The sequence below is a fragment of the Streptomyces sp. NPDC087901 genome (assembly GCF_044742205.1).
GTDB lineage: Bacteria > Actinomycetota > Actinomycetes > Streptomycetales > Streptomycetaceae > Streptomyces.
This window is the reverse complement of record NZ_JBIUUC010000011.1, coordinates 82,930-97,314: the sequence shown is the minus strand read 5'-3', so window position 1 is coordinate 97,314 and position 14,385 is coordinate 82,930. Positions and strand designations below refer to the sequence as shown.

Annotated in this window: 11 protein-coding genes; 3 read left to right on the top strand and 8 right to left on the bottom strand. The window is 67.8% G+C overall.

Features of this window, described 5'->3' with window-relative positions:
- Nucleotides 1–522: 522 nt before the first annotated feature.
- On the bottom strand, nucleotides 523–2,364 hold the full coding sequence (locus ACIOEW_RS29025) for a hypothetical protein (RefSeq protein WP_401967204.1): 1,842 nt from the start codon (nucleotides 2,362–2,364) through the stop codon (nucleotides 523–525).
- A gap of 196 nt (nucleotides 2,365–2,560) precedes the next feature.
- On the opposite strand from ACIOEW_RS29025, the gene ACIOEW_RS29020 reads away from it, so the two are divergent.
- Entirely contained in the window at nucleotides 2,561–3,283 is a 723-nt protein-coding gene (locus tag ACIOEW_RS29020; RefSeq protein WP_362549403.1) for a peptidoglycan-binding protein, read from the top strand.
- Nucleotides 3,284–3,338: 55 nt separating this feature from the next.
- Here ACIOEW_RS29020 and ACIOEW_RS29015 read toward each other — a convergent pair whose 3' ends face one another.
- The 5 genes from ACIOEW_RS29015 to ACIOEW_RS28995 all read right to left on the bottom strand — a co-directional run bounded on the left by ACIOEW_RS29015 (nucleotide 3,339) and on the right by ACIOEW_RS28995 (nucleotide 7,303).
- Nucleotides 3,339–4,304 (bottom strand): hypothetical protein, encoded by a 966-nt coding sequence (locus ACIOEW_RS29015; protein ID WP_362549400.1) that lies wholly within the window; start codon nucleotides 4,302–4,304, stop codon nucleotides 3,339–3,341.
- Between the two features lie 182 nt (nucleotides 4,305–4,486).
- The gene (locus ACIOEW_RS29010) at nucleotides 4,487–5,173 is read right to left on the bottom strand and encodes a peptidoglycan DD-metalloendopeptidase family protein (RefSeq protein ID WP_362549397.1); all 687 of its coding nucleotides are present in this window, start codon (nucleotides 5,171–5,173) and stop codon (nucleotides 4,487–4,489) included.
- A 51-nt stretch (nucleotides 5,174–5,224) separates the two neighbouring features.
- Nucleotides 5,225–5,908, bottom strand: a complete 684-nt coding sequence (locus tag ACIOEW_RS29005) for a hypothetical protein (RefSeq protein ID WP_401967202.1) — start codon at nucleotides 5,906–5,908, stop codon at nucleotides 5,225–5,227.
- Between the two features lie 40 nt (nucleotides 5,909–5,948).
- Nucleotides 5,949–6,428: a hypothetical protein gene (locus ACIOEW_RS29000; protein ID WP_401967200.1), complete on the bottom strand. Its 480-nt coding sequence runs from the start codon at nucleotides 6,426–6,428 to the stop codon at nucleotides 5,949–5,951.
- Between the two features lie 161 nt (nucleotides 6,429–6,589).
- The gene (locus ACIOEW_RS28995; protein ID WP_401967198.1) at nucleotides 6,590–7,303 is read right to left on the bottom strand and encodes a BTAD domain-containing putative transcriptional regulator; all 714 of its coding nucleotides are present in this window, start codon (nucleotides 7,301–7,303) and stop codon (nucleotides 6,590–6,592) included.
- 711 nt (nucleotides 7,304–8,014) lie between these two features.
- Between ACIOEW_RS28995 and ACIOEW_RS28990 the strand changes: the two genes are divergently transcribed.
- Complete coding sequence (locus ACIOEW_RS28990; protein WP_401967196.1) at nucleotides 8,015–9,667, top strand: hypothetical protein; 1,653 nt, start codon at nucleotides 8,015–8,017, stop codon at nucleotides 9,665–9,667.
- 213 nt (nucleotides 9,668–9,880) lie between these two features.
- On the opposite strand, the gene ACIOEW_RS28985 is transcribed toward ACIOEW_RS28990, so the two are convergent.
- Nucleotides 9,881–10,507, bottom strand: coding sequence for a TetR/AcrR family transcriptional regulator (locus ACIOEW_RS28985; RefSeq protein WP_401967194.1), 627 nt, complete (start codon nucleotides 10,505–10,507; stop codon nucleotides 9,881–9,883).
- A gap of 252 nt (nucleotides 10,508–10,759) precedes the next feature.
- Between ACIOEW_RS28985 and ACIOEW_RS28980 the strand changes: the two genes are divergently transcribed.
- Complete coding sequence (locus ACIOEW_RS28980; RefSeq protein WP_401967191.1) at nucleotides 10,760–12,313, top strand: MFS transporter; 1,554 nt, start codon at nucleotides 10,760–10,762, stop codon at nucleotides 12,311–12,313.
- Nucleotides 12,314–12,461: 148 nt separating this feature from the next.
- On the opposite strand, the gene ACIOEW_RS28975 is transcribed toward ACIOEW_RS28980, so the two are convergent.
- Entirely contained in the window at nucleotides 12,462–14,369 is a 1,908-nt protein-coding gene (locus ACIOEW_RS28975) for a DUF4153 domain-containing protein (protein ID WP_401967188.1), read from the bottom strand.
- Nucleotides 14,370–14,385 lie beyond the last annotated feature (16 nt).

The following is a 14,385-nucleotide window of genomic DNA, read 5'->3' as shown; positions in this document are numbered from 1 at the left end:
AGGGAAGCTTCCCCGGCCGACGGCAGAGGCTGCGAGGCGCTGACGGTGGCGTCGAAGGTCTGCCAGTGCGCCGCCCCGCTGGGCGCTGCCCAGTCGTCCGGTTCGAGACTCAGGGGCAGCGCACCAGGGTTGGGGCCCAGGCCCTGCTTCGCGGCGTTGAGCAGGTCCCGTACCCGTACCCAGGCGTCTGTGTCCGGGGCGGCCGCGGGGCGGCTGTACTGGGCGATCAGCGTGTAGACGGAGGAGGCGGAGATCCCGCTTCCGAGTGCGGCCGGGATCGGCGTACAGTCGCTCAGCCGCAGCAGCAGCGGGAAGTCGTAATCGGCCCGCAGCCATTCGGAGACGAGCAACGGATTGACCACGCCGTCCTGCACCATGTCGTCGTCGACTGCCTGGCCCGGCAGCACGGCGAGCGCGAACTTCCCCGCGCCGGCCGTGACATACGTCCGCAGCAACTGGTCAAGCACCTGCTGACCGAGGGCGACAGGCAGGTCCTCATGGGTGGCCATGACGGCACCTTCCTCAAGCGGTCGGAGCGGAAGGCGTCGAGGTTGCCCCGGCCGGAGGGGGAGTTGTCGCGTCGGCCTTGGGCTTGGCGTTCTCGTCCTTCTTGGCCTCGTCCTTCTTGGCCTCCTCGTTCTTGGCCTCCTCGTTCTTGGCCTCTTCGTTCTTGGCCTCGTCCTTGGGCGCGTCCACCATCGGCGACGGAGGGGTGATCTCGCCGACCCAGCCCACGATCTGCGAGCCATGGATCTCCAGCGTGCCCCGCTGGCCCTCTGCGTGGAAGTTCCAGCCGTAGTCGCTGCCGCTGCTGGACTCGAAGACGCCGTGGGACTCGTCTTCGCTGTGCTGCACCGAGCCGCCGATGCCCAGGTAGCCGGCGGATCCGCCGAAGCTGGTGGAGCTGGTGCTGGTGTTGCCGCTCGCGTCGGCGACGGCCTTCTGGAACGCGTCCCCCGCCGCGCCCCAGTTGTCGGCCGAGATCTTCACGTTGCGGACGACCACGAAACCCTTGGGAACCATCGGCAGCATCTTGTCGGTCTTCCCTGATTGGCCGTCGACCGTGCCGTCACTGATGCAGCCCTTCGGCTTGCCGACGATGTGCCAGCCGTCCATGTGGAAAAGGTCACCGAGCATCCATGGGCGCCGGATGGTCGCCATGAACCACTCGAAGTCCACGGTGGCGTTGGAGGTCTCGTCGTGGAAGCTCGACCATGTGGCGCTGTCCGTGTGCATGCCCGAGGAGGCGCTGCTCTCGGAGTGGGATGCGTCGGCAGAGGCGCCGAAGAAGCCGATGCTGTAGCCGACGCTGCCGGAGGTGGAAGAGGAACTGCTGTCGTAGTAGCTCCTCCCGAAGGATTTGCTGCCGCCTGCGGCAGCCTTGCTGACGCTGCTGGAATCGGAGTGCACCCCGACCACGCCGAAGTCCTTGTTCTTCCGGTCCCACCAGGAGATGGGGTCGATGTAGGAGTACGGCACGTTGACCGCGACAGCGCCGGCCAGCCCCAGCTGGTAGGAGTCGAACATCGTGCGGGCCTGCGCGATGAACGACGCCGCGGCACTGCCTCCGATGGACTGGGTCGTAGCGATGGCGTCCTCCACCTCCTGACCGCCCATCGCGACGAGGTCAGCCCTGGCCTTGTCCACAGCGCCCTTGTACTTCGTGCTGGTGACGGGCCAGACCTGGCCCTGCGCAGGGTCGGCGGTGGCGGCGGCGAAGGCACTCGCGAACGCGCTGACCGCGTCCTCGTACGACTTCCTGTTCTGGTTGTAGATCTCGTGCTTGCGGGAGTACCCGGTCATGTTGCCGTCGGCGTCGAGCGTGAAGAGCGTCTTCCTGGCGGCGTCTATCCGGGCCTGCACCTCGGGACTGGGCGGCGGCACCGGCTCGGCCTGCATACCGACCAGCGCGGACTTGTACGCGAAGCTGACCTTGCGGTCCGGCCAGGAGACGGCGATGCCGTCCTTGGTGATCATCAGCATCTCGTCGACGAGGTTCGAGGTGAAGGCCGCGGCCTGGAGCGAGTGCTGGAGCTGTGGGTCGGGCGTGGGCGGGGTCGCCGCCAACGCGGCCGCAGGGGTGGTGGCTTCGGGTGCCGCGGGCGCGGCCGGAGCGGCCGGAGCGAAGCGGCCGTCACTCGACACGGCGGCCGATGTGGCACCACCGGCCGGTGTCCACGCGAAGGAGTACATGGTGGGGTCGACGGGATAGCCCACCGGCAGGTGCATGTAGATGGCGGACCCGGACGGCTTCCCGTCGGGCCCCACCATGCGTGCCGTGACGGAGTCGTGGATCTGGTCCAGCGCGTCGATGAGCGCCTGCGTGACGCCCCCGCTCACCTGGAGTTGGGAATCGACTGACATGGCGACTTTCCTTCCCTCTGGTCCACATGGGGACGTTCTGGACATAACTGGATAAAATCAGTATCACCCTCTCGGGGGCGCTGTGCACCTTCGAATGCAGCCGACTCCTCCTCAAGTCACCGTTCAAAAATGCCCGTTGCATACCAGTAAAAGATGACTATGGTCATATAGGGGGGAGTTGCTAGGAGTGTGCATCATGGTGGTACTCGCCAATGTTCAATTCGGCTCTTCCGACGAGGACGTGCTCACAGTCCAGCGCGCTCTGATCTCCCGTGGCCGGAACATCCCTGACGGGGCGACCGGCTACTTCGGGGCGCAGACCCGCACTGCCTACGCCGCGGAACAGCGAGCCCAGGGATACAAGGACACCGACGCCGACGGCATACCCGGGTGCACGTCCCTCACCGAACTCGGCCGCCGGTGCGGCTTCTCCGTCGACTGCGCCACCCCTGCGGTGGGCGCCCCGGCCGGCGGCAGGCTCACCCTCCCGCAGGTGACGTACAACGATCCTGGCGACGCCGAGGGGCAGTCCGCGATGGAGCGGTACGCCACGACGGCGTGCCGGCTCACCGGGACGGACCCGCAGTTCGGCGTCCCGGCGCTGGTGACCATCACGAAGCGGGAGTCTTCGTACAACGCCCGGCAGTGGCGCGTGAACAGAACGGACGTCAACGCCCATGGCCGCCTGATGCCCGACGGGCACCCGCAGAACTGCTCCCGTGGCGCGACCCAGTGCATCCCGTCGACGTTCGCCGCCCATCACCAGTCCGGCACCGCCACGACGCCGTACGACGTGGTGGCCTGCATGTGCGCCACCATCAACTATGTGCGGAGCCGGTACGGCGTGAACCGGGCCGGTTCGAACTTCGCCGCCCGTGTTCAGCAGGCGGATCTCAGTCGTCCCCCGCGCGGCTACTGACGTGTGAACGCTGCGGCCACGAACCGGATCCCGGGTCGTGGCCGCAACACCGGATTCAGATGCCGGCCGGATCGGACGCGGTCGGCGGGCCTCCGGATTCCGTCTTTACGGACTGCGGGCTCGTCGGCCCGCGCACGGAGTCCAGGACCATTTGGCCGCGCCGGTCCACGAACTTGGTGAGCAGTTCCTGCGAGTAGCCGAACACAACCGCCCAGGCGATGATCTGCGCGGACGAATCGAGGGCGCTGAGCCCGGGCACGAAGTTGCCACGCATCAGGAGCAGCCCCAGGACGGCGGTGAGTGCCCCGGCGGGGAGTTTCAGCAGTGCCGCGGCGACCGGGATCGGATACGGGGTCGATGTTCCTCTGATCTTCCGCAGGGCTGAGGCCGCCGCGACTCCGGCGGCGACGAGCCCGATCACCTCGATCACCACGTAGTCGCCCCAGGAGGTGACGGCGTCGAAGTTCTCGTCGAGATCATCGAAGGCGGGTGAGTCGTCGCTTCCGGTGGCACAGACCACCCGGTAGGGCACCGGCGACCGGGTGCCGACGGCGTCGATCGACCGGTCCGGGTTGAAGCACATGGGCACTGCCTGCGGCCAGATGGATGTGAGCACGGCCACCGCTGCCGCCAGGAGCAGCAAAAACCCGGCCACGCAGTACACGATGCGCACGAAGCTGGCGGCGCGCAGCCTCTCGCGCAGGGCGACCGACTGGGCGGCTTCGACGGCTTCCGTGAGCCGGACCAGGTCCTCGCCGGCGGTGATGTTCTGAAGTCGCTCAACGGACTTTCTGCGGACGTCACCGGCGGACAGATGGTCGCTGACCACCGCTTTCAGACTGGCCACATAGGGTGACATCTCCTGGGGCGACATGGCGAACGACTTGACCCACAGCAACCGGGCCGCGTTGACGTGGATGTGAGCAGCCGTAATATGCGATCCGAGCGGGGCCCGGTGGTGCTCGTCGAATACGAGCACCTTGTCGGCCGACGCCAACTCCTCGTTTGCCAGCTCAAGCATCGTGCGGGCTTCGTCCGTCAGTGAGGGAAGGCCCATTCTCACCGTCACGAGGGCCCGGAATTTCCGGACGTTCGCACGGGCCTCCTCGGTGAGTTCCCAGGACCGTCGCTCGCGCCACCACTCCCGCAATCGGCCAGGAGTGACCCGATGCGTCCAGTTGCCCTCCATGTCACGCACTCCCTTCACCAGTTGGGCTTTGTGACGTTCCCGTAGGACCAGTTGGAGCCCTTCGACATCTCGAAGTGGAGATGCGGCCCGGTGGAGTTGCCCGTGGTGCCGACCTTGCCGAGCTGCTGCCCCCCGGCCACCTTCTGACCGGCCTTGACCTGGCGCTGCGAGAGATGGCAGTAGGTGTAGACGTGGCCGTTGTCCGCCGCCAGCCCGATCCACTGGCCGTAGGCTCCGCCTCCACCGTTCGACCAGGCGATCGTGCCGCTGCGGACGGCGACCACGGGCGCGCCGGAGCGGGCAGCGAAGTCCTGCCCCGTGTGCCGGCCGACGCCGTCCGGCTTCCACGCGTACGGGCCGCGGGAGAAGAATTCGAATGTGACCTTGTGGCCGGGCACGGGCGATGGCACATGACCTCGGCCGGGACCGCTCCCGCCTGCGGCCGGGGCGCCGGCGCAGTCGACGGTGAAGCCGGCGCTGCGCCCGAGCGCGGTGAGGGAGGTGCAGCCGGGGATGCCGTCGGCGTCGGCTCCCTTGTAGCCCTGCGCACCTTGCTCGGCCCGGTAGGCGGCTGCGGTCTGTTTGCCGAACAGGCCGGTGGCGCCGTCCGGGATGGCATGCCCCCGGGCGATCAGGGCCTTCTGCACGGTGCGCACATCGTCGTTGTCCGCACCGAACCGGACGTTGGACAGGGTCACCATGGCCAAACCCCTTCCTCTCGGTACTGCCTGCCGGTCCGGACCTCGCGGGCGTCAGCAGTCGGCGACGCCCGGAAGCCAGGGGGCCGGGTGGTCGATGAAGATGTTGGAGAGATAGCCGCCGAGGTCGGGGACGTACGACCATGCGTCATTACGGTGACCCGCGGTGTCGACCGTGTCGCCCCTGGTCTGACAGCTCACCTTCACTCGGGTCGGCCCCGACAGCACGGTGACGACCGGAGCGCCGAGACGCGGCTGTGCACGTACGTTGACGCTCGTGCCCCAGGTGACGAAGTCGCCGTCAACGGCAGTGTCGCCCCCGCCGTCCGGCGTTTCGCTCAGAAGGGGCACGTTCCAGCTCTGCGGCTCGTCACAGCGCGGATCGGCCACCACGGACAGATGGAAGTGCGCCTCGTGCGGATTGGCCCCCTCGTACGGCGCCCACTGCCAGTCCCGGTTTGTCGCGATCCGGCGGTTGGCGATGACGTATTTGATCCGCGGATCACGGCTGTCGAGCAGTTGGTCCGCGACCTGTTGGATGTCGAGACCATGGGCCGGGTCATGGGTGAAGTCGCGGGCGGTGACGATCCCGGGTCCGTACCAGGGGTTGTGGTCGCTGTCGCGCGTCTGGTGGGCCGCGTCGCCGATGCCGCCGTCGGCGGCGATACTGCGGCCGGGAAAGCGGGTGTCGAGCTGCTTCCGCAGCGTTTCCAGACTGGTTGCGACTCTCCACGGCATGGTGACCTCCTCATCGGGACAGCTGCACGGATCGCCGTACTCAGTCGACGTGGTAGTTGACGTAGTAGTACGAGTTCTCCTCCTCGGAGTGGGCGAGCTTCGACAGCGTGCCTTGTCCCTGCTCGGCCTCGCTGATGGTGATCGATCCCAGCAGATCGTCGGAACTCGCGTCCCTGTCCCAGAGGAAAATGTCCTGGGAGCCGTCGACCGGCAGAGTGATCCCCACGGGAAAACGATTCCCGGCGCCGGCCTCGACCGTCGTCTCGCCGGACGGCCACACCGCGTGATCCACCCCGGAAGCCGGCACGCTCGTGGCGTAGAGATCATCCGGGGCCTCGTCCAGAGCGTCCTGGATCATCTGGCCGACGTCTCCGATGCCGCTGACATGACGGACGAGTTCGGCACCGGGCAACTGGTAGACGGGCTGGAGAAGGCCGTTGACCACGGAGGCGAGGTCGAAATCCGTAGACGTCGCCGGTCGCAGACATACGACTTCATCAATGGTTGCTGTGGCGGTCATGCCGTCCTCCGAATGATCTGGGTCCGCTTGAAGGTGCGTGCCAAGGGACTCCGCCGGATACCCATGCCCTCTGTTGTGTCTGCGACGCTACGGTCCTGTCGTCACCCCGGCGTCACTCTGCCGTCATCGCCATGCGGGAAGGAGCACCGTCGCGGACGGTTTCAGACGCACGGACCGGTCCTGTGCACGGGAAGCATCCCTGAGAACAGGGGAGTCGGCTCGACGCCCAGCTCCTCCCGCAACAGGCGGCGGAACGCCTCATAGTGGCGGATCGCCTCGTGCAGATTGCCCTCCGCGAGATGCGCCGACACCACCGCCCTGTGCGCACTCTCCCGCAGCGGCTCTCTCCGGACGCTCGCCCAGGCCGCTTCCAGGGCCAGGGCCGTCTGCCCCTGTCGTGTCAGGACGTCGGCCAGCGCGTCGAGCGCGTGGAGCCGCAGCTGACGTACGCGTTCACGCTCGACCAGCACCCAGTCCTCGTCCCAGCCGGGCAGCAGTTCATCGCCCGTGAGATCTCCCAGGTTGGGTTGCTCGTGGACCGACGCCTCGCGTCCCTTGAGAACTCCGAGCGCGGTGCTGGTGAGCTCATGGACATCCACCCGGAGCGCGGGGCTGACCACCAGGGTCTCCCCGCAGCGCCGGACCAGGGCCGGCTCGGTGCGCGGAAGCTTCCACAAGGCGGTGCGCAGGCTGCCCCGGGCGTGTTCCTCGGTGGCCTCGGGCCAGAGGGTGCCGGCGAGGACCGTGCGGCACACCCGGCCGCGAAGCCCCATGAATGCCAGCAGCCGCTGGCCGCTGTGACACAGCTCGACGGGCTCGGCACCGAGTTCCAGCCTGCACTGGCCGAGTAGCCGCAACCGGGGAGGAAGGGGCATCAACATGATCGCCTCGCTCACAGCGCATAGCAGGAGCACCCCATGCAATCCTCAGTCTCAGTCCCTCCTCCCCGCGGTGCAACTCCGTTGCGGTGACCGTGCGGTTGACGGGCAACGACTGACATCAGACCGCCTCGCGCGCCACGTCACCCAGGGCGGATTCGGTACGAGCTGACCTAATGGCCCACGCGCTCGATTCATTGCGACTACTGGCTCGTGCAGCTGATCCCGGGCGGCCATTGAAGGAAAAACAACATACGGCGAGTGGTGAGGAGTTGGGACCAGATCTAGAGTGTCCGTGGGCGGCATCCACCCTTGAATTCCGCTGCGATGAGTGGGACCGCGAGTAGTTGCTCGTTCACCAGTCCAGAGAGGTCCTTCCCGGGGCGGTTGCGCACGGCCGGAAAGACAGTGACTCATTCGTCGCACCCGTGAAACAGGGTTCTCCGTGCGGCCGTCAGCACCCGAAGTGGTGACGCTGCACCCTGCCTGAGCGAAAGGCCGGTGTCGTCCACGATCAGGACCGCACCAGGATCGCCGAGATGAGCCCGGCACATTGCTCACCGCTGACTTGCTGCCACCACACGAGTAGCGCACCCCATTCGTCAGGTGTGCAATGGAACAGGGAACTTTCCGTCAAAGAGTCTTGCAGTCAAGGGATTCCGGGCCGGAAGCACAACTGGATCGCCTCTCTCGACCGAGGAGTCAGCGATGGTACTGCAGCAAATTACCGTCCCGCATGTAGGCACCTACAACTTCGGAGTCGGAGTGGACCGACTCTCCGGAACGGCCATGAACCTTGTGGTGAATCCGACGACCGCGCCGCCGACCGATGCCAGCGGTTCGAGTCAGTCCTTCGAGGTATCCCGTGTCGCCTCGACGCACGACCTGCTGGAGAAGCTGGGAGTCGACGTCAAAGCCTCCTACGGCTGTGCCGCGTTCGGTGCCGGAATCTCCGCGCGCTTCTCCTTCGCCCAGAGCAGTGAGGTGCACTCGGCTTCGCTGTTCATGGCAATCACCGCCACTATCCATCTGGCTGACCTGAGCATCCCTGAGTGCGCTCTGACTGCGCCCGCCGCGGCCATGGTGGACCGACCGGACGTGTTCGTCCAGAGATACGGCGACATGTTCGCCCGATCCTGCCGCCGCGGCGGTCTCTTCGTGGGGCTGATCCGGGTGGAGACGTTCGACGAATCGGAGTCGACCGCCATAGAGGCCGAACTGGGTGGCTCCTACGGGTTCTTCTCGGGTGAGGCCGCGACGAAATTCACGAAGGTCACCCAGGACCACAAGGTGAACGTCTATTGCAAGATGTATTCGGAGGGCGGCCCCGCTCTTCAGCTCACGGATCCGGCGGATCCCGCGGGCCTGCTGAACGCGGCGAACACGTGGATGCAGGCGATGCATGACGACCCCAGCAAGTACTCTCAGCCGTACGAGTGGACGTTGGCGCCCATTTCCATCACCGAGGGCCCGACGCCGCCGAATCCGGAGCAGATCGCCAACGCCCAGGAAATCCTGAAGTTCTGCGCCCAGGAACGCACGGCGCTGCTCGACCAGTACAACCTGCTCAACTGGTGGGTCAAACATCCGGACCGTTACGACTGGGATGGAGCGACCCCTCTGCCCGAGGTGGTAGTGGCCGCGAGCGGGACCCAGAAAGACCTGGACACGGTGGCGGCATGCGCCAGCGAGGCCATCGAACATCCGGCAACGGCGAAGAGGCCGGCCAGTTACGCCGCCGAGAAAGGAACGGTATACCCGGCCGGACTGATGCCCGCCACACCTCCCGAGCCACGTCCCGGGCCCGTCACCGTCTATGACCAGGTGTCGTTCGCCGGTCATTCCCAGACCCTGGCACCCGGCAAGTACGACAACGCCGAGGGCAACATCACCATCGGAAACGACTCGATCCGCTCCCTTCAACTGCCCGCGGGCATGGTGGTGAGGCTGTACGAGCACTTCCACTTTCAAGGTCAGTTCATCGACATCAGGGAGACCACTGCTGACCTGAACCAGTGGGCGGCGAAAGCGAGCTCCCTCGCGATCTACCGGGACGGCGAGGAACCGCCCAGGACCACGGAGGTCATACTGATCCAGTTGCCGAACCTGGACACTTGGGACGGTCCCTTCTGGGTGCTCTCCGCCGCTGACGGCGTGCAGAACGCGCCCACCATGGCTATCCGGTCCGCGCACATCCCCGAGGGAATGGCCCTCACCCTGTTCACGGGGCCCGACTTCACCGGCACAGCTGTTGACTTCACCCAGGACACGGCCGAGCTCGGCGAACATGCTCCGGGTGCCTACTCGTTCGCTGTCTGGGACCGCGTGTCGGGCGAGAGGCCCGTCCTGCCTCCTGCCTGACACCGGCGCCGCCTCCGGCCACCCCGCCGTCATGGCGAATCTGCTCGGCGACGGTTTCGTCAGCCGGCACCAGCCGATGGCGGTACCCACTGGATCACCGAGGACGACTTGCAAAGCCCCGTCCGGCGCCGGGTCGCCGGACGGAGACAAGTCACCGGACGGAGACGGGGAGGCCCCTCGTGCGGGGACGTGGAGCGAGGGCGCCGCGAAGCCTCAGCGGGGGTCGGCGCGGAAGAACGGGACCGCCACCTGATCGATCAGTTCGGCGATGTCCCCATCGGTCCATTCACTCCCGCACACCTTGCTGCGATACATCATCATCGCGGGGATGACGTCGAAGGCCAGCCCGCGCAGCGCGTCGGCGCGCACCTCACCGCGGCCGATCCCCCTGCTCACCACCTCTCTGATGAGAGCGGTCGTCGGCCCGATCACACCGCTGAGGATCACCGACTGGAACCGTTCAGCCGTGTCCGCGTCACATTCGTGAAGGACCGCACGCAGCGCGGAGCCCGACTTGGAGAGCATGGCGTCACGGAGCCCGCAGCACAGCTGGTAGAGGTCCTCACGGATGTTCCCGTAGTCCGGCGCATCGCCGATCGCCGGCAGGGCGCTGCGCAGCGCGTCTGCCACCAGGTCCTCCTTGGAGGGCCATCGCCGGTAGATCGCGGCCTTGCCGGTCTGGGCGCCGGCCGCGACGCCCTCCATCGTCAGCCCGCTCCAGCCGACCGTACTCAGCCGTTCCAGCGCGGCTTCGAGGATCGCGCGTTCCAGCACGGGTCCGCGGCGACGCAGGGACACCACCGGCTGCCGGGCGGCGGCTGCCGATCGCGAAGTAACCATGAGCTTCTCTCCATCGGAACAGGTCGGTACGCCCACGCCGGCCGGCCGGCGCTCGGGACCGGGCGGTCAGTGGCAGAGGGGCGCCGCAACGGATCGGCGCGGGACTGAGCAGGTCCCGGCCGGGACGGTGGATCCGGACGCGGCGCGACAACGAAGGATTCAGTGAACGCTTGCGTTCACTGAAGGGGACTCACTAACGTTGACGCAACAGTGAACGGATCCGTTCACTAATTCACTTGTGGGGGACCCATAGTGACAACCTCTCAGTTAGAAGCACAGAGCGCACCGGGCGCGGCACGACGCCAGGGCCGCCCGGGGATCGCCCTGGCCGTCATCGCCGCCTGTCAGTTGATGGTTGTGCTCGACTCGACGATCGTCAACATCGCCCTCCCGCACATCCAGGATGCGCTCAGCTTCTCGACCACCGATCTCTCCTGGGTCCTCAGCGCCTACACGCTCACCTTCGGCGGTCTGCTGCTGCTCGGCGGCCGGGCCGGGGACATCCTCGGCCGCCGCCGCGTCTTCATGACGGGCATCCTGGTCTTCACGCTGGCCTCGCTGCTGGGCGGATTCGCCCAGGAACCCTGGCAGTTGCTCGCGGCGCGTGCCCTCCAGGGCATCGGCGGTGCCATCGCCTCACCGACCTCGCTGGCACTGATCACGACCACATTCCCGGAGGGCCCCGAGCGCAACCGCGCGTTCGGTGTCTTCGCCGCGGTGTCCGCGGGCGGCGGGGCGATCGGCCTGCTGGCCGGCGGGCTGCTCACCGAATGGCTCGACTGGCGCTGGGTCTTCTTCGTCAACGTGCCGATCGGCGTGCTGATCGCCGTCCTGGCACCGCTGTACATCAACGAGTCCGAGAAGCATCCCGGCCGCTTCGACATCTCGGGTGCACTGACCTCGACCCTCGGCATGGCCTCACTCGTGTACGGGTTCATCCGGGCCTCCGAGGAGGGCTGGCGGGACTCCGTGACCCTGGGGTCGTTCGGCGCCGCGGTGATCCTGCTCGGCTCGTTCGTCCTCATCGAGATGCGTGCCAGGGAGCCGATCACTCCACTGCGGATGTTCGCCGACCGCAACCGTTCCGGAACGTACGTGATCATGCTCAGCCTGGCAGCGGCCATGTTCGGCATGTTCTTCTTCATCGTCCTGTTCGTGCAGAACGTGCTGGCGTACAGCCCCATCGAGTCGGGCCTGGCGTTCCTGCCCGTGACCGTCGCGATCATCGTGGGAGCGGGGCTCTCGCAGCGGTTCCTTCCGGTGCTCGGGCCGAAGCCGTTCATGGTCACGGGCTCGGCGTTCACCGGTGTGGGTCTGGTCTGGCTCACGTTCATCTCCCCCGACAGCTCCTACCTGTCCGGGGTCCTGGGCCCGATGCTCGTGTTCGGCTTCGGCATGGGGCTGAACTTCGTGACCCTCACACTGACGGCGGTCTCCGGAGTCGCCCAGCACGAGGCGGGGGCCGCCTCCAGCCTGCTCAACGCGAGCCAGCAGGTCGGTGGTTCGCTGGGACTCTCCATCCTGGTCACGGTCTTCGGTACGGCGAGCCGCACCGAGGCGGAGAAGCAGGTTCCGCAGTTCCTGGCGCAGGCGTCACCGGAGCAGAAGGCGGAATTCGCCAAGACGCAGGAACTGCCCGGGAGCTGGGGCCACGCGGTGCTCTCCCAGGGCATCTCGACCGCGTTCCTCGCCGCGGTGGCCATGGCAGGCCTCGCCCTGCTGACGGCGCTGCTGGTGATCCGGGTGCGCAAGAGCGATCTGGAGGCGCTGAGCGGAAAGGCGTCGGCGGGAGGACCGGCCGCTTAGCGCGCGGACGGCCGCCTTGCAGAGGCTTGCGGGTGCGGACGAGTCCCCGCGCGACCGGAATCAGCAGCGACGGAAGCAGTACGTACGAACGGAAGCGGGCCGCCCCAGAGGGGACGACCCGCTTCCGGTTCGATGCGTGCTTCGGCGATCAGTACGGATCGTAGGGGTCGTAAGGATCGTCCACGTCGCCGCGTTCGTTCCCGTTCTCCCCCGACCCGAGACCGCGGCAGTCGCTCGTACGGTAGCCGGGGTCCCAGTCGCCGAGGATGTCCCGAGCCTTCGCCTCGCCCCAACTCGTTGCGTACCAGGGCTCGTCCGAGTTCCGCAGCGACCGCTGGATCTCCTCCAGGGCGCAGGAGCGCAGGGGCTCCGGGAGAGTGTCGAGGGCCGGTACCGCATCGGCCGAGAGGCCACGCAGGTACTCGATGTCGATCGAGTGGTGGCGGCTGTAGCGCTCGACGTTCTGTTGCGCGATCAGACCGTCGGGCGAGATGAGTCCGAATGCCAGGACGCCGACGGCCGCGCTCGCCGCGACGGCGCGCGGCAGCAGCTTCGCACCGAAGGCCCCGGCCGCCATGATCAGCACGAGGACCACCCCGAGCCACAGCTCGACCGCTGCCACGGAGATCCGCAGCCTGGTCAGGCCGTACGCATCGACGTAAAGGTCCATGCGTCGCAACGCGGAGGCGACGACGACGAGCGTGAGCAGACACAGCGTGCCGAGTACGCCGCGTACGAGCGTACGGTCGCGTGCTCCGCCGCGCGGCGCCCAGCGGAGCGCGAGCGCGATGACCAGCAGGGTGAGCAGCGTGGCCCAGAGCAGCTGCCAGAATCCCTGGCGGGCGTACTGGGAGTAGCTGAGATCGGTCTCGGCCATCACCTTGTCGTACCCGCCGAGCAGCACCGTGAGCTGAATGGCGAGGAAGGCGGCGAACAGCAGGTTCAGCACGACCAGCGGCAGCGCCCATTCCAGTCGCCCACGCGCCTTGCCCGGGCGGACCGTCAGTCCGTCCCAGCGCACGGGGGCGGCGGCGGTGTACGCGGCGGCGAGCGCGCCGACGAGACCGAGCACGCCGAGGAAGAACCGCCACGGACTGTCACCGACGGACACATCGGGCATCAGGCTGCCGAGTACGTCGGCGAACGCTGCGTCGGCGCTCGCGAAGAGCGCCCCGAACACGATGAGCAGGATGACTGCCACGACCGTGGACCGGAAGGCCACACCCCAACGGCCCCGGGAGCCCGCCATCCGGTCGCGTACACCGCGGGCGCCCCAGCCCAGCGACTCGGCGACGGAGGTGAGCAGGCCCAGCGAACCGAGGAACATCCCGAGCCAGCTGCGGCTGCCGTGCAGCGCGAGAGACCCGAGCGCGAAGGCGGAAACGATGGCGAGGAAGCTCGGCCAGCCGGCGTCGCGGAGTGCCGGAACGGCGAGCAGGGCCAGCCCGCCGACCGCCCAGACGGCGGTCCAGGGACGCAGCCGGCGGGCCGCGGAACGGGCGGCGAAGTAGGCCGCGAGTGCTGCGGGGACCGTCACGAGCAGCAGGTTCAGGCCGATGCCGTCGCCGAGCAGCAGGGCGCTGAGCAGTCCGGTCGCGAGTACGGCCCATAGCGTTGCACCCGGGATGGTTCCCGGCTTGACCGGGCGCAGCCGCGAGAGATCCGAAGGTGTCCGCTGGGGCTGCCCCCACGGGTTGGGCTGCGGGGGCCGCGCCTGCTGCGCGTAGGCCGGAACCTTAGGCGGCTGCGGTCCGGTGTCGCGCGGCTGCGGGACCGCGGTCGTCCCGGGCCCCTGAACGTGACCCTGCGGCTGGGCGTCGGCGGGCGGGCTCGCCGTACCGGACGGCGATGCCCCGGCGGCGTTCTCCGGCCGGGACGTACCGGCCCGCTCGGTCGACGCCTCCGGCGCCCGGGCTCCTCCGGATGCCGGAGCCTCCCCGGATGCCGGAGCCTCTGCGGGCTCCGGCGCCGGCTCGAAGGCTCCCGGCGGCTCCGCCGCGCCGGGTGTCCCCGGCGCACGCTCCGGCCGGGATGATTCTGACGTGTGATCTGACACGGGACCCCTCCCCACC